The sequence below is a fragment of the Variovorax brevis genome (assembly GCF_030317105.1).
In the GTDB taxonomy this organism is placed as follows: domain Bacteria; phylum Pseudomonadota; class Gammaproteobacteria; order Burkholderiales; family Burkholderiaceae_C; genus Variovorax; species Variovorax brevis.
Genome location: NZ_JASZYG010000007.1, coordinates 66,995 through 93,488, shown reverse-complemented (window position 1 = coordinate 93,488; position 26,494 = coordinate 66,995). Strand labels below are relative to the sequence as shown.

The 26,494-nt window shown below is 64.9% G+C and carries 22 protein-coding genes and 1 riboswitch; of the genes, 7 read left to right on the top strand and 15 right to left on the bottom strand.

The genetic code is table 11. The annotated features are described in order from the left end of the window. Nucleotides 1-40: 40 nt before the first annotated feature. Nucleotides 41-1,210 carry a hypothetical protein gene (locus tag QTI66_RS22260; RefSeq protein ID WP_286562083.1) on the bottom strand — a complete coding sequence of 390 codons (1,170 nt, stop codon included), beginning with the start codon at nt 1,208-1,210 and terminating at the stop codon, nt 41-43. Between the two features lie 11 nt (nt 1,211-1,221). Here QTI66_RS22260 and QTI66_RS22255 point away from each other — a divergent pair, with 11 nt between their 5' ends. After that, nucleotides 1,222-2,124, top strand: a complete 903-nt coding sequence (locus QTI66_RS22255) for a 23S rRNA (adenine(2030)-N(6))-methyltransferase RlmJ (RefSeq protein WP_286562082.1) — start codon at nt 1,222-1,224, stop codon at nt 2,122-2,124. A gap of 1 nt (nt 2,125) precedes the next feature. Here QTI66_RS22255 and QTI66_RS22250 read toward each other — a convergent pair whose 3' ends face one another. Genes QTI66_RS22250 through ahcY form a run of 4 tightly spaced genes read right to left on the bottom strand, consistent with a single transcriptional unit; the run spans nt 2,126 to nt 5,882 of the window. Beyond that, on the bottom strand, nt 2,126-2,794 hold the full coding sequence (locus QTI66_RS22250) for a septal ring lytic transglycosylase RlpA family protein (protein ID WP_444815035.1): 669 nt from the start codon (nt 2,792-2,794) through the stop codon (nt 2,126-2,128). Further along, nucleotides 2,791-3,663: a methylenetetrahydrofolate reductase gene (locus tag QTI66_RS22245; protein WP_286562081.1), complete on the bottom strand. Its 873-nt coding sequence runs from the start codon at nt 3,661-3,663 to the stop codon at nt 2,791-2,793. The genes QTI66_RS22250 and QTI66_RS22245 overlap by 4 nt, the downstream gene beginning before the upstream one ends. Continuing rightward, nucleotides 3,638-4,423, bottom strand: a complete 786-nt coding sequence (locus QTI66_RS22240) for a TlyA family RNA methyltransferase (RefSeq protein ID WP_286562080.1) — start codon at nt 4,421-4,423, stop codon at nt 3,638-3,640. Before QTI66_RS22240 ends, QTI66_RS22245 begins: the two co-directional genes overlap by 26 nt. 19 nt (nt 4,424-4,442) lie before the next feature. Further along, nucleotides 4,443-5,882, bottom strand: coding sequence for an adenosylhomocysteinase (ahcY, locus tag QTI66_RS22235; protein WP_286562079.1), 1,440 nt, complete (start codon nt 5,880-5,882; stop codon nt 4,443-4,445). 63 nt (nt 5,883-5,945) lie between these two features. After that, a riboswitch (S-adenosyl-L-homocysteine riboswitch) is annotated at nt 5,946-6,013 on the bottom strand. A 187-nt stretch (nt 6,014-6,200) separates the two neighbouring features. Here ahcY and QTI66_RS22230 point away from each other — a divergent pair. The 4 genes from QTI66_RS22230 (at nt 6,201) to QTI66_RS22215 (ending at nt 11,177) form a co-directional block, all read left to right on the top strand. Further along, nucleotides 6,201-7,820, top strand: a complete 1,620-nt coding sequence (locus QTI66_RS22230) for a hypothetical protein (protein ID WP_286562078.1) — start codon at nt 6,201-6,203, stop codon at nt 7,818-7,820. Between the two features lie 188 nt (nt 7,821-8,008). Next, nucleotides 8,009-8,647, top strand: coding sequence for a hypothetical protein (locus QTI66_RS22225; protein WP_286562077.1), 639 nt, complete (start codon nt 8,009-8,011; stop codon nt 8,645-8,647). A gap of 81 nt (nt 8,648-8,728) precedes the next feature. Further along, nucleotides 8,729-10,360, top strand: coding sequence for a peptide chain release factor 3 (locus QTI66_RS22220; protein WP_286562076.1), 1,632 nt, complete (start codon nt 8,729-8,731; stop codon nt 10,358-10,360). Between the two features lie 10 nt (nt 10,361-10,370). Beyond that, nucleotides 10,371-11,177, top strand: coding sequence for an HAD-IIB family hydrolase (locus QTI66_RS22215; RefSeq protein ID WP_286562478.1), 807 nt, complete (start codon nt 10,371-10,373; stop codon nt 11,175-11,177). Here the strand turns inward: QTI66_RS22215 and QTI66_RS22210 are convergent. From QTI66_RS22210 to QTI66_RS22200, 3 genes are all read right to left on the bottom strand, one after another. Next, nucleotides 11,164-11,973: a DUF4399 domain-containing protein gene (locus QTI66_RS22210; protein WP_286562075.1), complete on the bottom strand. Its 810-nt coding sequence runs from the start codon at nt 11,971-11,973 to the stop codon at nt 11,164-11,166. The two genes, QTI66_RS22215 and QTI66_RS22210, sit on opposite strands and share 14 nt — an antisense overlap. 156 nt (nt 11,974-12,129) lie before the next feature. Beyond that, complete coding sequence (locus QTI66_RS22205) at nt 12,130-13,110, bottom strand: tripartite tricarboxylate transporter substrate binding protein (RefSeq protein WP_286562074.1); 981 nt, start codon at nt 13,108-13,110, stop codon at nt 12,130-12,132. A 111-nt stretch (nt 13,111-13,221) separates the two neighbouring features. Then, nucleotides 13,222-14,271, bottom strand: coding sequence for a histone deacetylase family protein (locus QTI66_RS22200; RefSeq protein WP_286562073.1), 1,050 nt, complete (start codon nt 14,269-14,271; stop codon nt 13,222-13,224). On the opposite strand from QTI66_RS22200, the gene QTI66_RS22195 reads away from it, so the two are divergent. Further along, on the top strand, nt 14,270-14,947 hold the full coding sequence (locus QTI66_RS22195; RefSeq protein ID WP_286562072.1) for a hypothetical protein: 678 nt from the start codon (nt 14,270-14,272) through the stop codon (nt 14,945-14,947). The genes QTI66_RS22200 and QTI66_RS22195 overlap by 2 nt on opposite strands. A gap of 76 nt (nt 14,948-15,023) precedes the next feature. Here the strand turns inward: QTI66_RS22195 and uvrA are convergent, their stop codons facing one another. After that, on the bottom strand, nt 15,024-20,939 hold the full coding sequence (gene uvrA / locus QTI66_RS22190) for an excinuclease ABC subunit UvrA (protein WP_286562071.1): 5,916 nt from the start codon (nt 20,937-20,939) through the stop codon (nt 15,024-15,026). A 225-nt stretch (nt 20,940-21,164) separates the two neighbouring features. Here uvrA and msrA point away from each other — a divergent pair, with 225 nt between their 5' ends. Beyond that, entirely contained in the window at nt 21,165-21,671 is a 507-nt protein-coding gene (msrA, locus tag QTI66_RS22185) for a peptide-methionine (S)-S-oxide reductase MsrA (RefSeq protein WP_286562070.1), read from the top strand. A gap of 56 nt (nt 21,672-21,727) precedes the next feature. Here msrA and QTI66_RS22180 read toward each other — a convergent pair whose 3' ends face one another. The 6 genes from QTI66_RS22180 to QTI66_RS22155 all read right to left on the bottom strand — a co-directional run bounded on the left by QTI66_RS22180 (nt 21,728) and on the right by QTI66_RS22155 (nt 26,278). Further along, on the bottom strand, nt 21,728-21,886 hold the full coding sequence (locus tag QTI66_RS22180) for a hypothetical protein (protein WP_286562069.1): 159 nt from the start codon (nt 21,884-21,886) through the stop codon (nt 21,728-21,730). Between the two features lie 212 nt (nt 21,887-22,098). Continuing rightward, nucleotides 22,099-23,790 (bottom strand): MFS transporter, encoded by a 1,692-nt coding sequence (locus QTI66_RS22175; protein ID WP_286562068.1) that lies wholly within the window; start codon nt 23,788-23,790, stop codon nt 22,099-22,101. A 164-nt stretch (nt 23,791-23,954) separates the two neighbouring features. Continuing rightward, nucleotides 23,955-24,599, bottom strand: a complete 645-nt coding sequence (locus tag QTI66_RS22170) for a 2-hydroxychromene-2-carboxylate isomerase (RefSeq protein WP_286562067.1) — start codon at nt 24,597-24,599, stop codon at nt 23,955-23,957. A gap of 7 nt (nt 24,600-24,606) precedes the next feature. Next, the gene (locus tag QTI66_RS22165; RefSeq protein WP_286562066.1) at nt 24,607-24,852 is read right to left on the bottom strand and encodes a DUF1289 domain-containing protein; all 246 of its coding nucleotides are present in this window, start codon (nt 24,850-24,852) and stop codon (nt 24,607-24,609) included. Nucleotides 24,853-24,857: 5 nt separating this feature from the next. Beyond that, on the bottom strand, nt 24,858-25,355 hold the full coding sequence (locus QTI66_RS22160; protein ID WP_286562065.1) for a YbaK/EbsC family protein: 498 nt from the start codon (nt 25,353-25,355) through the stop codon (nt 24,858-24,860). Beyond that, entirely contained in the window at nt 25,355-26,278 is a 924-nt protein-coding gene (locus QTI66_RS22155) for a hydroxymethylglutaryl-CoA lyase (protein ID WP_286562064.1), read from the bottom strand. Before QTI66_RS22155 ends, QTI66_RS22160 begins: the two co-directional genes overlap by 1 nt. Between the last annotated feature and the right edge of the window lie 216 nt (nt 26,279-26,494).

Below are 26,494 nucleotides of genomic sequence, written 5' to 3'. Positions count from 1 at the left end.
GCCCTCGATTATAGCCCGCTCGGCGATTTTTGACACGAAATCAGTATCGCAGGACTCTTTTCAGCTGAAGCGACTCTTTTGAAGGCGCCGTCGAGTTCATGGCCTGGATGTCGAAGCGAACCACCCGCTTCAAATCCGGTGAGTACCAGGCCGTTGCCGCCATGGGCACATTTCGCAATGCGATGGTCCCCGGCGAAGTTGCCATCCACCCGTCGTAGTCGATCCGCACGACTTGCAGCATCTCTCCACCGACCTTTGTCGATTCTTCGCCGACCACCGTCGCGTTGAAGCGGTGTTTCGGATATTCCTCATTCCACGACGTTCCTGCACGCAAGCCGCCCGTCGAAACCCATCCACCCGGCGGCGACGCCGAGTCGAACAGGCCGGCGGAAGGCGTTCGAATTGAAACAAGACGTCCATTGGCCTGCTCCACCCGCGCGCCCATGTTGAAGACCATTTGATCTCCCTCGATGCGGTCGAGCCGGTAGAGGACCGGCGCGCGATTGCCCGTCATTTCATCGACAAGCTCGTATTCAAGGGTATCGCCACGACGCAAGGGTGCCTTGATTCCCGGGCCATCCACCGACGCTGGCGCGGCGCCGAGCTTCGGCTCTCCGGATGAGGCCTTGGTGCCGGCTGCCGGGGCGGCGTCGGCCAGGGTCGTCGTGCCCTGCACGGTGCCCGACATCGCGGCATTGCCCGAGGGACCCATCCCTTCAAACCGCCGGATCTCGCCGAAGACCAGCTGCAGCCAGCCGGGATAACTGAAACCTGCACCGGTGCCTGCGTCAATGGCGGCCCCCACCACGCCGCCAAGAAGCACATTGCCCACGATTCCGGCGTTGATGTGCGACACCACCGTGCCCTTGGCCGGCGGCAGGCCGGCCTGCGCGCAATCGATGCTCAGGTTGCCACCAGAGCGCCGCACCTGAACACTTTGCCCGGACAATGCGGTGCTTTGCCCGCCCCGGTCGTTGCTGACTCGGCACTCGACGCCCTGGATCACTTCGCCGCCCTGCGTGCGGGTGTCGATCTTCACGGATTGCGTAGTGCCGTGCGTGACGGACGCGCAGCCCGTCAAAATAGACAGTGCGGCCACGCAAATGCCCAGGCCCCAAAATCGCCAGTTCTCCCTGCCCATTCCCCACTGCCTTTGACTCTCTTTGTTGAACGTCAAATGTAGAGGTCTCCTTCGCACCAGCCGAGGCACTATTTCCCATCATGTTTAGCTACCGTCACGCCTTCCACGCCGGAAACCACGCCGATGTGCTCAAGCACACGGTGCTGATCGCCACGCTCGAATACCTGCTCGAAAAGGATGCAGCGCTCACCGTCGTGGACACGCACGCGGGCGCGGGCCTGTACCGGCTGGACGGCGACTACGCCGGCACCAGTGGCGAAGCGGCCCAGGGAATCACCCGCCTGCTGGCAAGCAAGGGTTCGCCAGGCGCGCCGGCGGAGTTTGCGCCGGCGATCCAGCGCTACCTGGAGGTGCTGCGCGATTTCAATCCCAAGGGCAGCACGCGCATTTATCCGGGCTCGCCGTTCATCGTGCATCACCTGCTGCGCGACCATGACAAGCTCAAGCTTTTCGAACTGCATCCCACCGACGCGCGCACGCTCGACGCCAACATCGCGCAACTCGAAGCGGGACGACAGATCGCGATCCTCAGGGAAGACGGTTTTGGCAGTGCAACCAAATTCCTGCCGCCGCCCTCGCGTCGCGCGCTGGTGCTGTGCGACCCCAGCTACGAGATGAAGATCGATTACGGCCGCGTCGCCGACTTCATCGCGGAAGCGTTGAAGCGCTTCGCGACGGGCACCTACGCGGTCTGGTACCCGATCATTCCGCGACCCGAGGCCCACGACCTGCCGCGCCGGCTCAAGACACTCGCGACCAAGGCCGGGAAATCGTGGCTGCATGCCACGCTGACGGTGAAGTCCAGCAAGATCACGACGGCACCCACCGGCGAAACACGCCGACCGGGGCTGCCGGCCAGCGGCATGTTCCTGATCAATCCCCCCTTCACCTTGAAGGCGCAGCTGGCCGAGGCGCTTCCGCAGCTCGTCGCGGTCCTCGGCCAGGATCGCAATGCCAGCTTCTCGCTGGATTCCGGGGGCTGATTCAGCGCCGTTGCCGGGGATTTACAAACACCTTCTTCCGGGTCGTGCGCGGGCCACCCGGCTCCACGGTCGTGAGTTCGGCCGGCGCGGCGGCCTCGCCGCCACAGCGCATGCCCTCGCGATCAACGATCGACAGTGCCACCTGCTTGATGCCCAGGCCGATCATGCCGAGCTCCTCCGCCGCGGCGCGGCTCAAGTCGATGATCCGCCCGCTGGCGTAAGGCCCCCGATCGTTGATGCGCACAAGCACCTCGCGTCCATTGACGAGGCTGCGCACGCACACGCGGGTGTTGAAGGGCAGGGTCTTGTGGGCGGCCGTCATGGCGCCCATGTCGAAGCGCTCGCCATTGGCGGTCTTGCGCTGGTGAAACTGGATGCCGTACCAGGAAGCACCGCCACGCTCGAAGATTTCGCGCGGCTCCTTGTCGCCGGGAACGCCGTCGTCGGGCATGTCTTCGCCGGCACCCGGGGTTGTCAACTCGTAGTTGACCGCCGGCACGCGGGAGCGGGGGGCGCCGGCCGGAACCGCCGGCTGCTGGGCCAAGGGCCGCAACTTGGGTTGCCCGCCCTCCTCGCCCGTGCCCAGCGGACCCTGCATGCCGCAAGCACTCAAGAAGCCCGCCACGACCACCACCGCTGCAGCCTTCAAGGCGCAGCGAATGGACATCATGGCTTCCAGCCCAGTCGCTTCAACACGCCCAGCGTGGCGACCGACTGATTCATCGTGTAGAAGTGCAGCGCCGGGGCGCCTCCCGCTACCAGGCGCTCGCACAGTGCGGTCACCACGTCCAGGCCGAAGGCCTTGATCGACTCGACATCGTCGCCATAGCCTTGCAGCCGCAAGCGGATCCAGCGCGGAATCTCGGCGCCGCATGCGTCCGAGAAGCGCATCAGCTGCGTGGAGCTCGTGATGGGCATCACGCCCGGCACGATCGGCAGATCGAGGCCGATGTTGCGCGAATCGTCGATGAACCGGAAGTAGGCCTCGGGGCTGAAAAAGTACTGCGTGATCGCGGAATCGGCACCCGCCCGGGCCTTGGCCGCGAAAGCCTGCAGATCCGCCTCAGGCGAACGTGCTTGCGGATGCACTTCCGGATAGCACGCCACTTCGATGTGGAACTCATCGCCGGTTTCCGCGCGGATGAAGGCCACCAGATCGCTTGCGAAGTGAAATTCGCCGCCCAGGCCATAGCCGCTGGGCAAATCGCCCCGCAAGGCGACCAGGCGCTTGACGCCCATGGCCTTGAGTTCGGCCAGCTGCGTGCGGACCGTCGCGCGCGTCGCGCCGACGCACGAGAAGTGGCATGCCGCGTCCACGCCTTCCGACAGGATCTCGCCGACCGCGCCAAAGGTGCCCGCATGCGTGGAGCCGCCAGCGCCATAGGTGACGGAACAGAACTCCGGCCGCATGGCGTACAGCTGCTGGCGCACTGCACGAAGCTTGACCGCGCCTTCAGGCGTCTTGGTCGGATAGAACTCGAAGCTCAATGGAATTTGTTGCACTTGCACCTCCTCAGTTGCTGCCTCGTGGGACAGCATGAATAAAAAACTCGCGGTTTCCATCACCGCCGACGATGGCGCTGTCGTGCCAGCCCGCCACATTCAATCCCGATTGCTTGCAGGCATCGCGCAAGCGGCGCTCGACTTGCGGGTACAGCGTCGTGTCCCGCACGATGCCGCCCTTGCCGACCTGCGCCGGCTGCAGTTCGAACTGCGGCTTGACCAGCATCAGGAGCGCTCCGCGCGGCGCCAGCAGTGGCGCGATCGCGGGGAGCACGAGTGTGAGGGAGATGAACGACAAATCGCCTACCACCAGATCAAATCCCGCGCCGCTATCGCCGGCAGACGTTAAATCTTCCACGCGCAGTGCGCGGGCGTTCACCTTCTCGATTGGCGTAACACGTGCATCGGCGCGAATCCGCGCGTGCAGCTGGCCGTGCCCGACATCGACGCCCACCACGTGTGCTGCCCCGTGCTGGAGCAGGCAGTCGGTGAAGCCGCCCGTGGACTGGCCCACGTCGAGACAGCGCTTGCCTGAAGCATCGATCCCGCTTGCGCGCAACGCGCCTTCGAGCTTGAGACCACCGCGCGACACATAGCGCGCCTCCGCGGCGTCGACCAGTTCGAGCTGGGCCGCTTCAGGCACGTCGTCGCCGTTCTTGGCGACAGTGCGCCAGGGCGAATCGTCCTGCACCGCAGCGCGCGCGAGACGCCACCGCACGCCGCCCGCGATGAGCCTTGCGGCCTGCGAGCGGGATGCGGCGAGTCCGCGTTCGACAAGTAGTTGATCTGCGCGCACGTTGGCCGTGCTTTGCCGATCAGTAGCGGTACGTGTCGGCCTTGTAGGGACCGTTCTTGCTCACGCCGATGTACGCGGCCTGCTCGTCCGTAAGTTCGGTCAGCATCGCGCCGACCTTCTTCAGGTGCAGGCGTGCGACCTTTTCGTCGAGGTGCTTGGGCAGCACGTAGACCTTGCCGGCCTGATAGGCGTCCTGCTTGGTGAACAGCTCGATCTGCGCAATGGTCTGGTTCGCGAACGAAGACGACATCACGAAGCTCGGATGGCCCGTGCCGCAGCCCAGGTTCACCAGGCGGCCCTTGGCCAGCAGAATGATCTTCTTGCCATCGGGGAAGGTGATGTGGTCGACCTGCGGCTTGATCTCTTCCCACTCGTACTTCTCGATCGACGCGACGTCGATCTCGTTGTCGAAGTGGCCGATGTTGCAGACGATGGCCTGGTCCTTCATCGCGGCCATGTGCTCGTGGCGAATGACGTCCTTGTTGCCGGTGGTGGTCACGAAGATGTCGGCCTTGTCGGCGGCGTATTCCATCGTCACGACCTTGTAGCCTTCCATCGCGGCCTGCAGCGCGTTGATGGGGTCGATCTCGGTGACCCACACCTGCGCGCTCAGGGCACGCAGCGCCTGCGCCGAACCCTTGCCCACGTCGCCATAGCCGGCCACGCAGGCGACCTTGCCGGCGATCATCACGTCGGTGGCGCGCTTGATGCCGTCGACCAGCGATTCGCGGCAGCCATAGAGGTTGTCGAACTTGCTCTTGGTGACCGAGTCGTTCACGTTGATGGCGCGGAACAGCAGCGTGCCCTTGGCCGACATTTCATTGAGGCGGTGCACACCGGTGGTGGTTTCTTCGGTCACGCCGATGATTTCGGCCGACTTGCGGGTGTACCAGGTGCTGTCGACAGCGAGCTTGGCCTTGATGGCGGCGTAGAGGATGCGCTCTTCCTCGCTGGTCGGGTTGGCGAGCACGCCCAGGTCCTTCTCGGCGCGCTGGCCCAGGTGCATCAACAACGTGGCGTCGCCGCCGTCGTCCAGGATCATGTTCGGGCCCTCGGCCTTCGTGCCCTTGGGGCCGAAGTCGAAGATCGCGTGCGTGTAGTCCCAGTAGTCCTTCAGCGACTCGCCCTTGATCGCGAACACCGGCGTGCCGGCGGCGGCGATGGCGGCGGCGGCATGGTCCTGCGTCGAGAAAATGTTGCACGAGGCCCAGCGCACTTGCGCGCCAAGGGCTTGCAGCGTCTCGATCAGCACCGCGGTCTGGATCGTCATGTGCAGCGAGCCGGTGATGCGTGCGCCCTTGAGCGGCTGCGCCTTCGAGAACTCCTCGCGGATGGCCATCAGGCCCGGCATTTCGGTTTCCGCAATGCGGATTTCCTTGCGACCCCAAGCGGCAAGCGACAGGTCGGCGATCGCCTGGTCGGCGGTGGCTACAGGGGTGGGTTTGAGAATTGCGCTCATGACGGCTCCAAAGCAAGTTTGAAAGAGGCCGCTGCAATCAGGGGGAAAACTCCCCGCGGGAACAGCGGGCGAGCGTGGTTGCGATGTGGTCCGAGCCTCACGCCTGACGGCGCTGCAACGCTCCTCGGAAGCGGCATTGTAGGCGAGGCGGCAGTAATGCACGTCGGCGGGCTGCTTTCCGCAAATCTCGCGAGCCAGCGAGATTTCGCCTACGCGTCGACGTCCTGGCCGTCCCTACCCTGAGCGTCGGACTCCTCGCGTGGGGAGTCCATCCGCGCGACAAGCGCCAACAGAGACGCGAAACAGGCAGGGATTGACATGAAGTATTCGAATCCGCTCATTGGAGCAGTGATGGTGAGCATCGCCCTTGCGGGGTGCGGCGGCGGTGGCGCTGGCGGCGGTGGCGGTGGCGGCGCTGGCGGCGGTGGCGGAGGGGCAGGCAGCAGCGGCGAAGGCCCAGCCCAAGGAGTCACTGCTGAGTCTTCGGCGCCCACGACGCAGGCGGCGACACCTGGGGGGTCCACAACGCCCACAACGCCCGTGACACCCGTAACACCCGTGATGCCCGTGACGCCCGTGACGCCCGTGACGCCCGTGACGCCTGCGACGCCCGTGACGCCCGGGGTGCCAGTGACTCCCGTCACGCCGGCGCCCCCCGCAACACCTGTGAAATTGGCCGTGAGCGTCTTCATCAACGGCGTGGGGACCACCCCGGATGCGTCAGGACAAATCGCCGTCAAGTCCGGTGACCAGGTGGATATCGTCCCCAATGTGCCTGCCGACTGGAGCACAAGCAGCGCGACAGCCGGGGCGATCACCCTGCGAAGCCCCGTCGTGACTGGCGGCAAATGGTCGTCGCAGTTCATCAAGACTGTCGCGCAGGGCACGAGCTTATCTGTGACGGCCAAGCCTTCGGGCGATGCAGTGTCAAGCCAGTCAGTGAACTTCACTTTCGCGCCTTCCAATCCGCTCAACGGCAAATACCGGGTGTTGGCCACGAACGGAACGGTGCACACACTGACCATCGACTTCGATGCCAGGACCTATCAAATGGCGGACGAGACTGGCAGCGTCGCCAGTGGCCAGATCGAGGTGGACGCGAGCGATCGCAGCACCTTCTCCTTTGTCAGCGACCGCGTCACGGGCACGACGAACACCGCGAAATTCCGCGTGTCGGCGGACACCATCGTTGGAGGGTTTCCCTTTGCGGTTCCTTTCCCGGACCCATCGACCTACGCGGTGCAGCCCTTCGTTGCAGTCCGCACTTTCGTGACGACGCAGGCGGACCTGGATGGAACCTTCAACCGCCTGAGCGCCATGCGCAGCACGGCAGGCGTCGCCGATACATCGATGCTGTCATTCAAGATCCATGACGGTGGCAGGCTGCTGGAGAGTTGCAACAGCTGGGTGATCTATCCCATCGATCAGTGCCCGGCTGAATACCGGCGCAAGTTCGCCATCGCGCCCGGCGCGAACCCCGAAACCTGGACGGTCACTGCCCTGTTTTCAACGAGCGCCGCACCGGTGAAGGACGTTCCCTTCTACATGGCACGCATCGGCGGCCAGAACGTGTATTTCCGGCTCGGCTTCGATGACAACGAACAAGCGCAGGTGTTCCGCATCGGACTACCCGACGTGACCTCGTGGCCCAGCGTGATGGCCCGCGGGGCATCCACGCGCGGAACCTACGGCGCGGCAAGCATCGACACCCTGCGCTACAGCACGGAGTTTGTGCAGCCCAATGGCGCGACTGGCACGCAAGTTCTCCAGCTTCGCGCCCAGAATCCCGCCGACCCCGTCGGCCTGCGTTTCGCGACCAGCACAACCAACGCGAACGACCATTTCGTGTCGATGCAAAGCAAGCACCTGGCGGTCATCGTCGGCGCACGCGTGAATGCAAACACGCAGGACTACATGCACATCGGGCTCATCGATTGAAAGCCACATGCCGTGTGACGCGTCGTCAAAGCGCACGCTGAGGAAGCCGCAGGGCCGTTTTTTCGGCCCCGCGGCTTTTTTCTTGTGCAACCCATCAGCCCGTGCCCGACGCGAAGCATCGCCAGCAAGGGTTCACCGATCGTCCTAGACTGCACTCCCGCCCAATGGCAGCTCCGGTCGCGATCGTCATGCTCAAAGCAAAGTTTCTTTCGTCGTCCTTCGTCGTCCTCACTGCAGCGGCCTCGGTTGCAGCTTTCGCGCAAGCTCCGGCGCAACCCACCGTGCGCGTGCGCGGCGTCATCGAAAAGGTCGATGCCACCTCCCTCACCGTCAAGGACCGCAGCGGCGAAACCGTGGTCATGGTCCGCCCTGCCGACATGGGGGTGTCCGAAGTCATCCCCGTGACCATGGCCGACATCAAGGCCGACAGCTTCGTCGGCGTCGGCGGCATGCCGCAGCCTGACGGCACGCAAAAAGCCCTCGAAGTCCTGATCTTTCCCGAATCCGCCCGTGGCACCGGCGAAGGCTTCCGCCCGTGGGACCTGCTGCCTGAAAGCACCATGACCAACGCGACCGTCTCCGGCCTCTCCGCAGCGCCGTCGTCGGTGCCGGGCGGCCAGAAGCTGCAACTCAAGTACAAGGGTGGCGAGCAAACCGTCATCGTCCCGCCGGGAACGCCCATCGTCACCTTCAAGCCGGGCGACCAGGATCAGGCGGCCCTTGTGGTGCCGGGTGCCAAGGTCGTGATCACCGCCCAGGTCAAGGACGGCAAGCCCACGGCGCTGCGAATGCTGGTCGGCCGGAACGGCTTCGCGCCCCCGATGTGACGCGATCTGGCGACGGTCGTTAAAATTGCGGGCTTTGCCTCCAGCAGCCCGCGCCCGTCGGCGCACCACGGGTTCACCGCCATGTCCTACGCCTCCGAAACCCGCCGCCGCCGCACCTTTGCGATCATTTCCCACCCTGACGCCGGTAAAACCACGCTGACGGAAAAGCTCCTGCTGTTTTCCGGCGCGATCCAGATCGCCGGTTCGGTGAAGGCGCGCAAGGCTTCGCGCCACGCCACCTCGGACTGGATGGAAATCGAAAAGCAGCGCGGCATCTCGGTGGCCTCGTCGGTGATGCAGATGGCCTACCGCGAGCACGTCATCAACCTGCTCGACACGCCAGGCCACAAGGACTTCTCGGAAGACACCTACCGCGTGCTGACCGCCGTGGACTCCGCGCTGATGGTGATCGACGCGGCCAACGGTGTGGAAGCGCAGACGCGCCGGCTGATCGAAGTCTGCCGCCAGCGCGACACGCCCATCATCACCTTCGTCAACAAGATGGACCGCGAAGTGCGCGAGCCGCTGGACATCCTCGACGAGGTGGAGCGCGAACTGGGCATGCCCTGCGTGCCCATGACCTGGCCCGTGGGCCAGGGCAAGACCTTCCGCGGCATCATGAACCTGCGCACGCAGTCGATGACGGTGTTCGAGTCCGGCAGCGAACGCCTGCCGCAGGACTTCGAGACCATTCCGCTGACCGAACGCGACGTACTCACCAAGCGCTTCGGCGCCGACTTCGAGCACGCGATGGAAAGCATGGAACTGGCCACCGGCGCCTCGCCGAGCTGGGACCGCGAAGCCTTTCTCGCCGGCAAGCAGACGCCCGTGTTCTTCGGCTCCGGCGTGAACAACTTTGGCGTGATGGAAGTGCTGGACGCACTGGTCGACCTGGCGCCCTCGCCGCAGCCGCGCACCAGCACCACGGTGGTCAACCGCCAGCCGGTCGTCAAGGAAATCCAGCCCGAGGACAAGGACTTCGCCGGCGTGGTGTTCAAGGTGCAGGCGAACATGGACGCCAACCACCGCGACCGCATCGCCTTTGTTCGCATGGCCTCGGGCAAGTACACGCCGGGCATGAAACTCAAGGTGCAGCGCACCGCCAAGGAATTGCGGCCGACCAGCGTCGTGACCTTCATGAGCCAGCGCCGCGAAGCCGTGGAGGAAGCCTATGCGGGCGATATCGTCGGCTTCACCACGCATGGCGGCGTGCAGTTGGGCGACACCATCACGGATGGCGCGTCGCTGCAGTTCACGGGCCTGCCCTTCTTTGCGCCCGAACTGTTCATGACTGTGATCCTGAAGAACCCGCTGCGCACCAAGCAGCTCCAGCAAGGTCTGGCGCAACTGGGCGAAGAAGGTGCGATTCAGGTCTTCAAGCCCGAAGTCGGCGGCCCGATGCTGCTCGGCGCGGTCGGCCAATTGCAGTTCGAAGTCGTGCAGCATCGCCTGAAGACCGAGTACGACGCCGACGTTCGCCTCGAAGGCTGCCAATACACCGGCGCGCGCTGGATCACCGCCGACACGCCAGCCGAACTGCGCGAATTCGTCAACGCCTACCCGGCGCGCATGGCGCTGGATGCGGCGGATACGCTGGCCTACCTGTGCACGTCGCCGTATGACGTGCGCTTGGCGCAAGAGCGCTTTCCGAAGATCCACTTTCATCCGCTGCGCGAACACGCCGGCCTCGCGCTTCAAACCGCGAATGGCTGAAAGCAGCGCGATGCTGCCGCTCAGTGCGTGGCCTGAGCAAGAGCGACGCGGCATTCACGGCGTCTTCACCGACATCGACGACACGCTGACGACAGAAGGCGCGATCAGCCCCGATGCCTTGCAGGCGCTCGCGGACCTGAAGTCGGCCGGCTTTCACCTGGTGGCCATCACCGGCCGGCCGGTGGGATGGAGCGAGCCGTTCGCTGCAGCGTGGCCTGTCGATTCGATCGTGGCGGAGAACGGCGCCGTCGCGCTCGTTCGCGCTGCAGACGGGCGCCTCACCAAGCGCTACCAGCAGGACGCGGAAACGCGCGCGCGCAACTTCGCGCGCATGCAGGCTGTGCTCGACCGCATCGAACGCGAGATTCACGGCGCCCGACGCGCGACCGACTCGGCCGGCCGCGAGTGCGACATCGCCATCGACCACAGCGAATTCGTGCAACTCGACGATGCGCAAATCTCGGCCGTCGTCGCCTTGATGAAAAGCGAGGGAATGCATGCCACGGTCAGCAGCATCCACGTCAACGGCTGGTACGGCGAGCACAACAAGCTGGAGGGCGCACGCTGGATCGTGCGCGAGCTCTGGGGTCGTCCGCTCGACGACGAGATGGCGCGCTGGGCCTATGTCGGCGACTCGACCAACGATGCGCTGATGTTCCAGCACTTCCAATACAGCGTGGGCGTCGCCAACGTGCGCCGCTTCGAGGCGGCCTTGCCGCACCTGCCGCGCTACGTCGCGCCGAGCGAGCGCGGTGCGGGCTTTGCCGAGGTGGCGGCCAGCATCCTGGAAACGCGCGCAGCCCTCAAGGCACCGTAAAGGACACGGGCGTTGCGCGCGCCAGCGTGTTGTCGGCCACCACGTTGTTCAGCAGGTCCAGCCGCGCGTTGTAGTCGCCTTTGGGCAGGTTCAGCCACAGCTCGGTTTGCCCACCGTCCAGGTCGATGACCTCGGGCTTCTGACCGCGGCGCTCCAGCGTCAGCCGGAAGTGCCCGGTGTCTGCCACTTTCGGTCCGGCGTGCGACACGTTGTAGCCGCTGGCATGGAACTGCACCCGCAGCGGCATCTGCACGGCGGCATGGTCGCGCGGGTTCAGCAGCTCGATGCGCGGATTGCCAAGCAAGCTCGCCTTGTTCACGCCCTTGTTCTGCTTGCTCACCGTGAACCGCAATGGCTTGCTATAGACAAAGTACGGAATGTGCCCTTGGTCCGCCAGCACCAGCCGCATCGTGTAGGTCCCCGGCGGCAGGTCCACCACCGTCTCCATCTGGCCCTTGCCGAAGTGGATGTACTGCTCGGTGAAGGGCAGCGGCTTCTTGAAGTCCAGCGGCAGCGGCTGGTTGATGAGCAGATGGTGGTGGCCCGCATTGCCTGCCGTCTTGCCTGCCGGAACGATGCCGCGCATCGAGAGGCCGAAGCGCGCCACGAAGGGCGCTTCCAGCGTGGCGCCGTCTTTCAGGTTGGTGAAGTAAGCCTCCGGCGACCAATTGGGCGGCGTGGTCACCCATGGGTGCGCGACGACGTCGACCGTTCCGGGGGCTGGATCTTGCGCTTGCGCGGCAGCGATGCCGGCCAGCAATGCGAAACACACCGACGCCGCGAGCTTTCTGACCATGGAGCACTCCAAAGAATGTCATTTATTGTTACATCCTTTGGTTTACGCGCGGTAGTTGTTGAGGTGCGGAGAGTGAGCACCATTGCGCATTTGGCAACAGATCCCGAGCCTCGCTCGCCCGCAACCCAGGCCTGCAGCGCCTGGGTCGTCCTGCCCTCAGTTCGTCGGCGGCTTGGCCAACCCCAGCTTCTCGATCAAGACCTTCTCCCGCGCCACCGTGTCCTGCGCGAACTTGGCGTACTGCGCGGAGCTCATGTAGTCCGGCAGCATGTCGTACTTGGCCAGCGATGCGACGTAGCTCGGCTCTTCCATCGCCTGCTTGAAGGCGTCGTGCAGCTTCTTGACCACCTCGGGCGGCGTGCCCTTGGGCGCGCCGATACCGAAGGGCGAGTTCTGCACGATGTTGTAGCCCAGCTCTTTCAGCGTGGGCGCATCGGGGAACTTGGCCAGTCGCTTCTCGCCCCAGGTGTTGAGCACGCGCAGCTTGCCGGCTTCGACCTGCGGCGCAAAGCCCGTGCTGTCGGCTGCCGCCATGAGCTGGCCGCTGACGATGGCCAGCGACAGGTCCGCGCTTCCCTTGTAGGGCACGTGCAGCAACTGGATGCCAGCCTGCTGCGCGATCAGTTCGGTGGTGAGGTGCGGGCTGGTCAGCGTGCCCGTCGATCCATAGGTCAGCTTGGCCGGGTTGGCCTTGGCGTATGACACGAAGTCGGCCCATGTCTTGAACGGGCTGTCGGCCGGCACCACGATGCCGAAGGCATAGCCGGTGAGGTTGATGACGTAGCTGATGTCCTTGACCGGGTCCCAGTTGATCTTGGTCGTGTAGCCCAGGCGGAACACGCCGAGCGGGATCTGGGCGATGGTGTAGCCGTCGGCCGCCGAGGTTTGCAGCGACTGCGCGGGCAGCGTGCCGCCCGCGCCGGGCTTGTTGTCGATGATGACGGGCTGGCCGAGGATCTTCGACGCGTTGTCCGCCAACTGGCGCATGGTGATGTCCGTCGGGCCGCCAGCGGGAAAGGCAATGACCAGCTTGATGGGCTTCACCGGAAAGCCCTGCGCCCATGCGGCGAGAGGCGCCGCGGCGCCGAGGGCGACGAGCGCCAGAGTGCGCAGCAACAGGGAACGCTTTTTGAACATCAGGGAGTCCTCCTTGAACAGAATCGAATGATGGATGAGAGAGCCGGCCATTGGGCCGCTTCCGGCATCACCCAGCAATCCGTGAAGTCCCGTGGAAAAGTCGCACAGGCGTCAGTCACCGTGCTGTGAGGCGAAACCCTCGAGCACGTTGACGGCGTTGACACCGACCTCCGCCACTGCGTATCCGCCTTCGAAAATGAAAGCCGTCGGCAGGCCAGCATCCGCCAGGTCCTCGCCGATGCGAAGGTAGTCCGCGCTTTGCAGTGTGAAGCCCGCGATAGGATCGCCCTCGAAGGTGTCCAGGCCGAGCGACACCACCATTGCGTCGGGCCTGAATCGGGCGATGCCCTCCAGCGCCGTGCGCAGCGCCTCGCGCCACGCCGCAAAGCCGGTGCCGCGCGGCAAGGGCAGGTTGCGGTTGAAGCCCAGCCCTGCACCCGCGCCCTGTTCGTCCGCATAGCCAAGGTAGTACGGGTACTCGGTGTGCGGATCACCATGGATGCTGGTGAACTGCACATCGGCGCGATCGTAGAAGATGGCTTGCGTGCCGTTGCCGTGGTGGTAGTCGATGTCGAGCACCGCGACGCGCGCCATGCCCGCATCGCGCAGCGTCTGCGCTGCGATGGCGGCATTGTTGAGGAAGCAGTAGCCGCCAAAGAAATCGATGCCCGCGTGGTGGCCCGGAGGACGCGTCAGCGCGAAAGCTGCACGCCCACCACTCACCAGATGCTGTGCGGCGGCGATGGCACAGCCCGCACCGGCGTGCGCCGCGGCCCATGTGCCGGAAGTCAGCGGACTGCCCGCGTCGTAGGAGAACAAACCCAGTCGCGCCGGAAAGCTCGCGGGCAGCACGTCGCTGCGAAATGTGCGGATCGGCCAATACGACGGCAGTGCATCGCGCTGCGCGTTGGCAGGATCCATCGCCACCCATTCGTCCCAGGCACCGCGCAGGAAGTCGACATAGCGCTGCGAATGCACCCGCGTGATGACCGCATCGTCGAATTCACATGGCGACTCAATGGTGCCCAATTTGCGCCGCTGCAATTCCTGCAGCACGAAGTCAGCACGCGCCGGCACTTCGAAGCACGGCACGAGATCGCCGCGGAACATTTCGACCTTGCCGTGGTGCAGCGCGTGACGGTCGTTATAGAAGGTGATCATGCAATTTCGCTCGCTGCTGAATGGATGTTGTAAAGCGCATGTTGCCCGGAACTGGACCGTGAACGAATACATATCCAGATCGCACAGCGGCCGACAAGAATCCGCGCTTCACCTATTTCACGACCTGCTCAGGGACACAATGATTCAAGCGCTCAAGCTCATTCTCGTTTCAATGGCCGTTGCCCTCACGGGTTGCGCAGCCAACGTCACACGTCACACCACCCCGGCTGAAAGGCTGCCGCTGTCGCCTGTCGCCACCAAGCGCATTGCCGTCGACGTCCAAGGCAGCAAAGCGATGGCGGCCTCCGATGATTGGGATAAATTCCGTGCGGAATGGCAAGTGGGCATGGCCGAGGCAGCCACAGCCGCCGGCATGAAGTATGTGCCCCTCGAGGCAGCCCTTTCGCCGCACGCCGCGCCCACCACGCTGGTCACCCTGAAGATCAACGACTACCGGTACGTCACACAGGTCGTGCGCGTCGCGGTCGGCATCATCACGGGCGATGCCTACATCAACACCGACGTTGCCTTTGCCGAACTGCCAGGCCCCAAGCCGGTGGGCACCCGGAACTACGCGACGACATCTTCCATGATGCAAGGCGTCTTCTCTCCCATGACGGAAAACCAGATTCGCGGCATCTCCAACGAGATCGTCAAGGAAATTGCGATGCGATAGTTTGGGAGACGCCGATCAAGTTCCCGCGAGGCCGCGGATGCGCGGTCCGCAGGGGACTTAATCAGATCTCCTTGCGTCAGCGCGCCAGCACCGGCGCCAGCGCAACGCCGGTATGTGTACCGATGCGCACCACTTCCTCGGGCGGCGCTGCCGCGACGATGCGCCCGCCGGCGTGTCCGCCTTCCGGCCCCAAGTCGATGATCCAGTCCGCTTCGGCAACGAGGTCGAGGTCGTGCTCGATCACGACAACGCTGTGCCCGCCATTCACCAGCCGGTGCAGCACATGAATGAGCTTCTCGACGTCCGCCATGTGCAGGCCGACGGTCGGCTCGTCCAGCACATAGAGCGTGTGTGGCGCCTTGTTGCCCCGGCGGGTGACGTCGTCGCGCACCTTGCTCAACTCGGTCACCAGCTTGATGCGTTGCGCCTCGCCGCCTGACAGCGTGGGCGAAGGCTGGCCGAGCGTGAGGTAGCCCAGGCCCACGTCCTCCAGCAACTTCAGCGGGTGGCTGATGTTCGGCATGCTCGCGAAGAACTCGACCGCCTCGTCGACCTCCATCTGTAGCACATCGCCGATGCTCTTGCCGCGCCAGGTGACGGCCAGCGTCTCCGGGTTGAAGCGTGCGCCGTGACAGGCCTCGCAGGGCACCTTCACGTCTGGCAGGAAGCTCATCTCGATGGTGCGCACGCCCGCGCCTTCGCACGTGGGGCAGCGGCCTTCGCCGGTGTTGAAGCTGAAGCGACCCGGGCCGTAGCCGCGCGCCTTGGCTTCGAGCGTGTCGGCAAAGAGCTTGCGGATGGTGTCCCAGAAGCCGATGTAGGTGGCGGGGCAACTGCGCGGCGTCTTGCCGATGGGCGTCTGGTCGACTTCGAGCACGCGGTCGACGGTTTCATAGCCTTCGACGGAATTGCAGCCCGTCCACGCAGGCCGCTTGCCGGCGGCGTCGGCCTCGCGGCCGGCTTTGGTCGTGCGCTGCTGCACGATGGCCTGCACGTTGGCCAGCAGCACGTCGCGCGCCAGCGTCGACTTGCCGGATCCGCTGACCCCGGTCACCACCACCAGGCGATGCAGGGGCAAGCTTGCGGTGATGTCCTGGAGGTTGTGCATGTCGGCGCCGCGCACGGTGAGCCACGTCCCGGCTCCCTCCCCTTCCGGGGGAGGGTTGGGGTGGGGGCTTGCGGCGTTTGCCGGGACCGGCTGGCTTTTCAAGGGCGCGGTGCCCCCACCCCGGCCCTCCCCCGGAAGGAGAGGGGGCAAGACGTTGCGACGGGGCTGCAGCGGGTGCCGGATGGCGTCGCGCAGATAGCGGCCCGTCAGCGAATCCGCAGACGCCTGAACGTCCGCCAGCGTGCCTTCGGCCACCACGCGTCCACCGCGCTTGCCGGCGCTCGGGCCGATGTCGATCACGTGGTCCGCGCGGCGGATGGTGTCTTCGTCGTGCTCGACCACCACGAGCGTGTTGCCCTTGTCGCCGAGCTTGTGCAGCGCGTTCAGCAGGATCTGGTTGTCGCGTGCGTGCAGGCCGATGGTGGGTTCATCCAGCACATAGCAAACGCCCTGCAGGTTGCTGCCGAGTTGCGCCGCCAGTCGGATGCGCTGCGCCTCGCCGCCGGAGAGGGTCGGTGCGCCGCGGTCGAGCGTGAGGTAGCCGAGCCCGACTTCTTCCAGGAACTCGAGGCGGCTCTTGATCTCGGGCACCAGGTCGCGCGCGATGTCGGCTTCACGGCCCGTGAGCGCCAGCGTGTCGAACCACACGCGGATGTCGCTCACGCTCATGCGCGCGATCTCCGTGATGGAGATGCCACTCACACCGTCGGCCCGCGAAATGCCGAAGCTCACCGCACGTGCGGTGGCGTTGAGCCGCGTGCCTTCGCACGTCGGGCAGGCCACGTCGCCGACGTCTTCCGCTTCCGGCTCGGCAAAGGTCTGCTCGCGGCCGCGCTTGTCATCGGCCAGCACCGAATCGTCGTACACCTTGCGCTGGTCCCTGGTGAGCTTGACGCCCGTGCCCACGCAATCGGGACACCAGCCGTGCTTGCTGTTGTAGCTGAACAGGCGCGGGTCGAGTTCGGCATAGCTGGTGCTGCACACGGGGCAGGCGCGCAGCGTGGAATAGACGTGCGCGCGGCCGATGCCGGCGGTGGTGCTGCCGGCCATCATGGCGCCGCGCAATCCGATGAGATCGCTCAGCACATGCACCACGCCCTTGCCGTGCTCCAGTGCCTTGGCCAACGCCTCGCGCAGTTCCGCTTCGTTCGTTGGCAGCACGTCCAGGCTGGCCACCGGCAGTTCGATGCTGTGCTCCTTGAAGCGGTCGATGCGCGGAAAGTTCGTCGTCGGCAAAAAGGCACCGTCCACGCGCAGATGCGTGTAGCCGCGCGGACGCGCCCAGTCGGCAAGTTCGGTGTAGACGCCCTTGCGGTTGCTCACGAGCGGCGCCAGAAGGCCCACGTGCTGGCCCTTGAAGTTCTTCAGCACTTGCGCCGCAATGCTCTCCGGCGTTTGCGGCTGCACCGGCGTGCCGTCGTGGATGCAATGCTGGATGCCCAGCTTCACATACAACAAACGCAGGAAGTGCCATACCTCGGTCGTAGTGCCCACCGTGCTCTTGCGGCCGCCGCGCGACAGCCGCTGCTCGATCGCCACCGTGGGCGGAATGCCGTAGACCGCGTCGACCTCGGGCCGCCCTGCCGGCTGCACGATGCTGCGCGCATAGGCGTTGAGCGATTCCAGATAGCGCCGCTGCCCTTCGTTGAAGAGGATGTCGAATGCCAGCGTCGACTTGCCCGAGCCGCTCACGCCGGTGACCACGCTGAACTTGCCGCGCGGAATGTTCACCGAGAGGTTCTTCAGGTTGTGTTCGCGTGCATTGACGATCTCGATGGCGTCGCGCCCGGCCACCGGCAGTGCGTGCGCCGCGTACGCGCGCTTCGCCTTTTCCGCGACCCTGAAGGCACCGGGCCCGATGGCGAGTTCATAGTCGGCCAGCGCCGCGCCGGTGAGCGAGGCGCGGTTCTCGCGCACCTCTTCCGGCGTGCCAACGGTCACGATCTGGCCGCCGCCCTCGCCGCCTTCAGGGCCCAGGTCGATCAACCAGTCGCTGGCGCGGATCACGTCGAGGTTGTGCTCGATCACGACCAGCGAATGGCCCGAGTCGAGGAGCTTGCGCAACGCGCGCATGAGGCGTGCGATGTCGTCGAAGTGCAGGCCGGTCGTCGGCTCATCGAACAGGAAGAGCGTGCCCTTGCGCGCCAGCGGTTGCTTGCTGGCGCTGCCGTTCTTCGACGACTCGGCGAGAAAGCCCGCGAGCTTGAGCCGTTGCGCCTCGCCGCCGCTGAGCGTGGGCACCGGCTGGCCGAGCTTCACGTAGTCGAGGCCGACGTCGACGATGGGTTGAAGCACGCGCAGCACTTCTCGGTCGGCCGCGAATGCTGACGCGGCTTCAGCCACGGTGAGGTCGAGCACATCGGCCACGTTCAGGGCACGGCCCGCGCGCTCCACCGTCACTTCGAGGATCTCCGGCCGGTAGCGCTTGCCGTCGCAATCGGGGCAGCGCAGGTACACGTCTGAAAGGAACTGCATCTCGACGTGCTCGAAGCCCGAGCCGCCGCATGTGGGGCAACGGCCATCGCCGCTGTTGAAGCTGAACTTCGAGCCGGTGTAGCCGCGCTGCTTCGACAAGGTGGCGGTCGCGAAGATCTCGCGGATCGCGTCCCACGCGCCCACGTAGCTCGCCGGGTTGGAGCGCGCCGTCTTGCCGATGGGCGACTGGTCGACGAAGACCACGTCGCTCAAGTGATCGGCGCCGAGGAGCCGGTCATGCGCGCCCGGCGTTTCCGTCGCCTTGCCGAAGTGCCGCATCAGCGCGGGCGCCAGCACGTCCTGGATCAGCGTCGACTTGCCCGAGCCGCTCACGCCGGTGACGCACACCAGCCGTTGCAGCGGAAGCTCGACGGTGATGTCGCGCAGGTTGTGCTCGCGCGCGCCTTCGAGGATGAGGCGCGGTGTCGAATCCGTGACCAGCCGCTTGAAGCCCATGCCGATCTGCTTGCGGCCACCGAGGTAGGCGCCGGTGAGCGTGTCGGCGCTGCGCAGGTCATGCGTGGTGCCATCGAACACGATCTGCCCGCCGCGCACGCCGGGGCCGGGGCCCATGTCGATCACGCGGTCCGCTGCCAGCATGACGGCCGGGTCGTGCTCGACCACCACCAGCGTGTTGCCGGCGTCGCGCAGGCGAAGCATGGCCTCGGTGATGCGGCTCATGTCGCGCGGATGCAGGCCGATGCTGGGCTCGTCGAGCACGAAGAGCGTGTTGACCAGCGAGGTGCCCAAGGCGGTGGTCAGGTTGATGCGCTGCACCTCGCCGCCGCTGAGCGTGCGGCTCTGGCGGTCGAGCGTGAGGTAGCCGATGCCGACGTCGTGGAGGTAGCGCAGGCGGGTGGTGATTTCTTCGAAGAGGAGTTTGAGGGCTTGGGACTCGCCGGCGCCCCTTTCAACCTCCTTGCCCTCACCCCCGCCCTCTCCCGCAAGCGGGAGAGGGAGTGAATGGCCCCCTCTCCCGCTTGCGGGAGAGGGTCGGGGTGAGGGTGTCTGCCGGTCAAAGAACCGCCGCAGCCGCTCAATCGGCATCAGCATCAAGTCATGCAAGCACAACCCCGGCAGCGCCTCCAGCTGCTCACGCGACCACTTGGCTCCCTCCGGCATGAACCGCTTCGCCGGCTCCAGCACCGCATCCGCATCTTCCTTGCTGCCAATGCGCCACAGCAAACTCTCCAGCTTCAACCGCGCGCCCGCACACGTCGGGCACGGCGTATAGCTGCGGTACTTCGACAAGAGCACGCGAATGTGCATCTTGTAGGCCTTGCTCTCCAGATACGCAAAGAAGCGCCGCACGCCGTACCACTGCTGATTCCACTTGCCCTTCCAGTTGGGCGAGCCTTCGATCACCCAGTGCTGCTGCTCGCGCGTCAGCTTGATCCACGGCGTGTCGCGCGGAATGCCGGCCGCTTCGGCGTGGCGCATGAGATCGTCCTGCGCTTCTTTCCATGCGGGCGTCTGGATCGTCTTGATCGCGCCGGCGCGCAGCGTGAGCTTGTCGTTGGGAATGACCAGGCCCATGTCCACGCCGATCACCCGCCCGAAGCCGCGGCAGGTCTCGCACGCACCGACGGCCGAATTGAACGAAAACATCGAAGGCAGCGGATCCGCATACCGGATGTCGCTTTCGGGGCAATGCAGGCCGGTCGAGAACTTCCAGATCTCGGGCGCCACGTTCTCTTCGGCCGCGAGCGCGTACACCGTCAGGCGCCCTGTGCCACGCTTGAGCGCGACTTCAATGGCTTCCACAACGCGCGCCCGCTCCGCCCCGGCAATGCGAAAGCGGTCCGCCACCACGTCCAGCACCTTGCGCGGTCCCGTCGGCGTCGCCACTTCGCGCTCCGCCTGAACGCGCGTGAAGCCGCTGGCCGACAGCCACTGCGTCACTTCCTCCGCCGTCGTGCTCGCAGGCAGCTCGACCGGAAAGGTCACGACCACGCGCGGATCGCCGGCCGCCGCAGCGCGCGCCGCCATCTCCGCGTAGATCGAGTCCGGCGAATCGTGGCGCACTGGCAGCGCCGTCTCGCGATCGAAAAGCTGCGCTGCGCGTGCAAACAGCAGCTTCAGGTGATCGTTGAGCTCCGTCATCGTGCCGACGGTGGAGCGTGACGAGCGCACCGGATTCGTCTGGTCGATGGCGATGGCAGGCGGCACGCCTTCCACCTTGTCGACTGCGGGCTTGTCCATGCGGTCCAGGAACTGGCGCGCATAGGCCGAGAAGGTCTCGACATAGCGCCGCTGGCCCTCGGCATAGAGCGTGTCGAACACCAGGCTCGACTTGCCCGAGCCACTCGGCCCGGTGACCACCGTCATCTCCCCGGTGTGAATATCAAGGTCAAGATTCTGGAGGTTGTGTTGTCGCGCGCCGCGAATGCGAATGGAGCCAGAGGTCATGTCTGCCGATGTGAGGGCACAAGGGGCAACATTCTAGGGAGTCCATGCCGTCAGCCGGGGGCGCAGGGGCGCTCACCCTGTGTGCGGAATTGTGTTAAGGATGGGCACAAGCCAATGCTGCTGAACCGCACTTCCGGCACTGGATATTCAAACTCAAGGCACCATATGCGATCAGCAGTGGGCTACAGCGCCGACCACCATCAACTCCAGGAAAGGAAAAGTTCAATGACGACCGAAACCGCAGTATTGGCGGGTGGCTGCTTCTGGGGCATGCAAGACCTCATTCGCAAGCTGCCGGGTGTGCAGGCAACGCGCGTGGGCTATGTGGGCGGCAGCAACGATCACCCCACCTACCGCAACCATCCGGGGCATGCCGAAGGCATTGAGATCGTTTTTGACAACGAGCGCATCAGCTATCGCGAACTGCTGGAGTTCTTCTTCCAGATCCACGACCCCAGCACGAAGAATCGCCAGGGCAATGACATCGGCACGAGCTACCGCTCAGCGATCTTCTACACCAGCGACGCACAAAAGGCCGTCGCGGCCGACACCATCAAGGACGTCGATGCGTCAGGTCTGTGGCCTGGCAAGGTGGTCACGGAAGTGACGCCTGCGCCCACCTTCTGGCAAGCCGAGCCCGAGCACCAGGACTATCTGGAACTCCGTCCCGACGGCTACACCTGCCACTTCCCGCGCAAGAACTGGCGACTGCCCAAGCGGGAAGAAAGGTAGCTTGCTATCAAGGGAAGGGCAACAACCACGCAGGCGGGTGATGCCTTTTCCTTCCTTTACTTTGGCTCGCTCGCGGCCTTCGCGGGCTCCGGCGCGTGCGTGGTGCTGTCGCCGCCATGCTTTTCACCGGACATGTCGACCTTGTCGCCGGCCTTCATGATCACGAACAACGAGATGGCGGCAAAGATGACGAAGCCGACGACGAGTTTCCACATGATTCGAGTCCTCCTTGAATGAAATGTGCTCAAGAAAAAGGCCTCAGCCCGCACGAAGCCGGCATGAAGCCTCTTTGTTGAACCCCAACCCCAAGCCAAGGCTCTTCGCCGGGGATACCGCGGAACCGGCTTGGCCGGGCCGCTGGTATCGCCCCCGGTGAGGGGGTTGGAGGAGCGCACGCAGTGCGCGGAGCCTGGGGGAGAGCCTTGGTTCAGTCGTTTGCGTAGATGTTGACGTCCTTGGTTTCCCTGATGAACAAGGTACCAATGACCAGCGTGATGCCCGCGATGATGATCGGGTACCACAGGCCGTTGTACATGTTGCCGGTGCTGGCCACGATGGCGAAGGCGGTGGTCGGCAGCAGGCCGCCGAACCAGCCGTTGCCGATGTGGTACGGCAGGCTCATCGAGGTGTAGCGGATGCGCGTCGGGAACATTTCCACCAGCATCGCGGCGATCGGGCCGTAGACCATGGTCACCAGCAGCACCAGCCAGAACAGCAGCACGACCACCATGACCTTGTTCATCTTGGCCGGATCCGCCTTGCCGGGGTAGCCGGCCGCCTTGAGGTCTTCACCCATCACCTTCTTGAAGGCGGCGATTTCCTTGGCCGACGCTTCGTCGAACTTGAGGTTGACCACGTTGCCGACAGGCGCCTCGGCGACCTTGTCGCCGATCTTCACGCTGGCCTTGGAACCGGCCGGGCCAGCGACGTTGTCGTAGCTCACCGAGTTCTGCACCAGATAGCGCTTGGCGATGTCGCAGGAGCTCTTGAAGTCGATCTCGCGTGCCACCGGGTTGCCCTGGAAGGAGCAGGTCGCCGGGTCGGCCGTGACCACCACGCCAGCGGTCTGCTGGGCCTTGGCCAGGTCAGGGTTGGCGGCTTCGGTCAGCATCTTGAAGACCGGGAAGTAGGTCACCACGGCCAGCAGGCAGCCGGCCATGATGATGGGCTTGCGGCCGATCTTGTCCGACAGCGTGCCGAAGACCACGAAGAAAGGCGTGCCGAGCAGCAGCGCGGCGGCAATCATCAGGTTGGCGGTGGTCGCATCGACCTTGAGCTGGGCCGTCAGGAAGAACAGCGCGTAGAACTGGCCCGAGTACCAGACCACGGCCTGGCCGGCGGTCAGGCCGACGAGCGCCAGAATGACGATCTTCAGGTTCTTCCACTGGCCGAAGGATTCGGACAGCGGCGCCTTGGAGGTCTTGCCCTCGGCCTTCATCTTCTGAAAGGCGGGCGACTCGTTCAGGCTCAAGCGGATCCACACCGAGATGGCCAGCAGCGCAATGGAAACGAGGAACGGAATGCGCCATGCCCATGCGGCGAAGGCTTCTTCACCCACGGCCGTGCGCACGCCCAGGATGACCAGCAGGCTCAGGAACAGGCCCAGCGTGGCGGTCGTCTGGATCCACGAGGTGTAGGCACCGCGCTTGCCGTGCGGGGCATGCTCTGCCACGTAGGTGGCCGCGCCGCCGTACTCACCGCCGAGCGCCAGGCCTTGCAGCATGCGCAGTGCAATGAGGATGACCGGAGCCGCGACGCCGATCGTCGCGTAGGTGGGCAGCAAGCCGACGATGAAGGTCGACAAGCCCATGATCAGGATGGTGACCAGGAAGGTGTACTTGCGGCCGATCATGTCGCCCAAACGGCCGAACACAATGGCGCCGAAGGGTCGCACCAGGAAGCCCGCCGCAAAGGCCAGCAGCGCGAAAATGAAGGCCGCGCCGGCATCCAGGCCGCTGAAGAATTGCTTGGCGATGATCGCCGCGAGCGAGCCGTACAAGTAGAAGTCGTACCACTCGAACACCGTGCCGAGTGAAGAGGCAAAGATGACCTTCTTCTCCTCGGCTGTCATGGGCCGGGGCGCTGCGGGCACTCCCCGGTTGTCTAGTGTGGCTGCCATTGCTTCGTCTCCTAAGAATGCGACCCCGAACGAGGCCGTCCATCATTCTTGGAGCTTCGACTGACCCACACCTTTCACCAAACTGAATCGACGCTGACGAATTAGAGTGAAACCCGCGCGCCCGGTTTCAGAATGTAAAAAACGGCGTATCGAGCGCGAGACACTCAATTTTTGCTGCGCTGCACCATCCCCGGACGCTCCGCCGCCTGGCCCCACGCCGGCTCGCTGAACCACGGGTCGCCATCAAGGTAATCGCGCAGCACCGTGAGGCCATCGAAGCCCCAGAAAAACTGGCCGTCGACTTCCAGCATGGGCGTGCCGAACACGCCGGCCGCAATGGCTTCGTCGGTGTTCGCACGCAACTGCGCCTTCGCCTCGTCGCCGCTGCCGTCGCGCACGACGTGCAGTCGCGCGGCCAGTTCGGCCAGTCGAGCCGGGTCCGTCGCTTCACCACCGCCGCGCCACACATCGCGAAAGATGGTCTCGGTCACGAAGCGATTCGTCTCGCCGGTCTTGGTGGTCGCGAGCGCCAGGCGCAGGTGCGGCAACGGATTGAAGGGATGCGATGCGGGGATGTCGATCGGGATGTCGTGCGCATGGCCCAGCCACAGCACGTGCTTGTAGGTCCACACGCGCTTCGGTGGCACCTCGGCGGGGCCCAGCAGTCCGTGATGCTTGAGCAAAGCGCCGAGCAGCACCGGCTTGTACTTGATGTTGTAGGTCAGGCCCGCCAGCGTTTCGGGCAATTTCTCGAAGGCGAGATAGGCAAAGGGCGAGATGAAGTCGAAATAGAAGGTGATCTGCTTCATGGCGTCTTCAACTCCACGTTGGATGATCTTCGAACAGTCGCGCTTCGATGCGAAGCCACACGTCGCGCTTGCCTTCGTCGCTCATGCTGGCCCAGCGGGCAATTTCATCGATGGTGCGATAACAGCCCTCGCACAGGCCGCTGGCCTCGCTCATCTTGCACACCGAGATGCAGGGCGATGCGGCGGCCATCGACGCATCGTCGGCGGCGATCTCGCAGATTGCCGCAGCGCGGGCAGCCAGCGCCTGGGTCATGGGCGTCAGGCCACCACGACGACGTCGGCCACCGGCGCGCCGGTGAGCCGTTCGAGATCCTGCGGTGCCAGGCGCACGACCGCGTGCGGATGCCCCGCCGCCGCCCACACTTCGTCGAAGCGGAACAACTCGCGGTCGATGAGCGTCACGGGCGGCGTCGCATGGGCGAAGGGCGACACGCCGCCGATAGAAAAGCCTGTTTTCGACTTCACGAATTCCGCATCGGCACGGCCCGTCTTGCCGACGATGGCATCGACCTTCTTTTCGTCCACGCGTCGGTCGCCGGAGGTGACGACGAGCACCGCCACGTCGTCGCTCTTGCGGCGGAAGATGATGCTCTTGGCGATCTGCCCGACGTGGATGCCCAAGGCATCGGCCGCCTGCTGCGCCGTGCGCGCGGCGTCGTCTAGCATCTGCGGGGCGTGCGGGTGCGCGCTGTCCTGCAGATGGCGTGCAACCCGTTGCACGCCTTCGGGAAATGAAAGGAGTTCAGCTCCGCACATCACGCAACTTGCCTCTTGTTGAGAATCGCCGTCGATGCCCGCGAGTTGGGCTTGCGGCCCAGCGCCTCGCTGATGTACGCGCCCGCGTCGATGAGCTTGTCCAGGTCGATGCCCGTTTCGATGCCCATGCCGTGCAGCATGTACACCACGTCTTCGGTCGCGACGTTGCCGGTCGCGCCCTTGGCGTAGGGGCAGCCGCCCAGCCCCGCGGACGAGGTGTCGTATTGCCACACGCCCATCTCCAGGCTGGCGAGCGTGTTGCCCAGCGCTTGCCCGTAGGTGTCGTGGTAGTGGCCCGACACGTCGTTGATGTCGTAGTGCTTGAGGGTGGCTTCGATCGCGCGCTGCACCTTCACCGGCGTGCCGACGCCGATGGTGTCCGCCACGCCGACGTGCTGCACGCCGATGCCCTTCATGAGGCCCGCCAGCATGTCCACACGCTCCGGCGCGATCTCGCCCTCGTAGGGGCAACCCACCGTGCACGACATCGCGCCACGCACGTAGATGCCCTTCTCGCGCGCCGCCTCGACCACCGGCCGGAAGCGCTCGATGCTTTCCGCGATCGAGCAGTTGATGTTGCGCTGGCTGAAGGCTTCGCTCGCCGCGCCGAACACGACGATTTCGTCAGGCCATTCTTCGCGCGGCGCGGCGATGGCCGCCTCGAAGCCCTTCATGTTCGGCGTGAGCACCGAGTAACGCACGCCGGGCTTGCGCTGGATGCCATGCATCACCTGCGCGTTGTCGGCCATCTGCGGCACCCATTTGGGCGAGACGAAGCTGGTGACTTCGATCTCCTTGAGGCCCGCGTCCTGCAGGCGGTGCACCAAGCCGATCTTGACCTCGGCAGGCACATGCTGCTTTTCGTTCTGCAATCCGTCGCGCGGTCCGACGTCGACGATCTTCACTCGTGGGGGTAGCTTCATGGCGTGTCTCTGGAATGAGCTTGCAAGTATCCGACGAATGGGTCCAGTGGCGGGGACAACTTCGATGAAGTCCCGGCGCTGCGGCATGGCAAAGCGCGACGTCCCGCGCGCCGGCCGAGTGCCGGGAACGAGACCATTTGGCGCCCCTTTCTGACGACTCGAATTGACCGGCGAACGCAAATTGGCCATTCACCTTAATTAACTTTTGCCAGCGAC

Coding starts and splice junctions, on each gene's coding strand:
- QTI66_RS22250 (WP_444815035.1), bottom strand. CDS start 2,794: ATGATGTCCATTCGCTGCGCCTTGAAGGCTGCAGCGGTGGTGGTCGTG.
- QTI66_RS22200 (WP_286562073.1), bottom strand. CDS start 14,271: ATGATCACCTTCTATAACGACCGTCACGCGCTGCACCACGGCAAGGTC.
- QTI66_RS22230 (WP_286562078.1), top strand. CDS start 6,201: ATGAAGTATTCGAATCCGCTCATTGGAGCAGTGATGGTGAGCATCGCC.
- QTI66_RS22215 (WP_286562478.1), top strand. CDS start 10,371: ATGCTGCCGCTCAGTGCGTGGCCTGAGCAAGAGCGACGCGGCATTCAC.
- QTI66_RS22175 (WP_286562068.1), bottom strand. CDS start 23,790: ATGGCAGCCACACTAGACAACCGGGGAGTGCCCGCAGCGCCCCGGCCC.
- QTI66_RS22205 (WP_286562074.1), bottom strand. CDS start 13,110: ATGTTCAAAAAGCGTTCCCTGTTGCTGCGCACTCTGGCGCTCGTCGCC.
- ahcY (WP_286562079.1), bottom strand. CDS start 5,882: ATGAGCGCAATTCTCAAACCCACCCCTGTAGCCACCGCCGACCAGGCG.
- QTI66_RS22210 (WP_286562075.1), bottom strand. CDS start 11,973: ATGGTCAGAAAGCTCGCGGCGTCGGTGTGTTTCGCATTGCTGGCCGGC.
- QTI66_RS22195 (WP_286562072.1), top strand. CDS start 14,270: ATGCAATTTCGCTCGCTGCTGAATGGATGTTGTAAAGCGCATGTTGCC.
- QTI66_RS22180 (WP_286562069.1), bottom strand. CDS start 21,886: ATGTGGAAACTCGTCGTCGGCTTCGTCATCTTTGCCGCCATCTCGTTG.
- QTI66_RS22170 (WP_286562067.1), bottom strand. CDS start 24,599: ATGAAGCAGATCACCTTCTATTTCGACTTCATCTCGCCCTTTGCCTAT.
- QTI66_RS22225 (WP_286562077.1), top strand. CDS start 8,009: ATGCTCAAAGCAAAGTTTCTTTCGTCGTCCTTCGTCGTCCTCACTGCA.
- QTI66_RS22155 (WP_286562064.1), bottom strand. CDS start 26,278: ATGAAGCTACCCCCACGAGTGAAGATCGTCGACGTCGGACCGCGCGAC.
- uvrA (WP_286562071.1), bottom strand. CDS start 20,939: ATGACCTCTGGCTCCATTCGCATTCGCGGCGCGCGACAACACAACCTC.
- QTI66_RS22220 (WP_286562076.1), top strand. CDS start 8,729: ATGTCCTACGCCTCCGAAACCCGCCGCCGCCGCACCTTTGCGATCATT.
- QTI66_RS22255 (WP_286562082.1), top strand. CDS start 1,222: ATGTTTAGCTACCGTCACGCCTTCCACGCCGGAAACCACGCCGATGTG.
- QTI66_RS22165 (WP_286562066.1), bottom strand. CDS start 24,852: ATGACCCAGGCGCTGGCTGCCCGCGCTGCGGCAATCTGCGAGATCGCC.
- QTI66_RS22160 (WP_286562065.1), bottom strand. CDS start 25,355: ATGTGCGGAGCTGAACTCCTTTCATTTCCCGAAGGCGTGCAACGGGTT.
- QTI66_RS22245 (WP_286562081.1), bottom strand. CDS start 3,663: ATGCTGTCCCACGAGGCAGCAACTGAGGAGGTGCAAGTGCAACAAATT.
- msrA (WP_286562070.1), top strand. CDS start 21,165: ATGACGACCGAAACCGCAGTATTGGCGGGTGGCTGCTTCTGGGGCATG.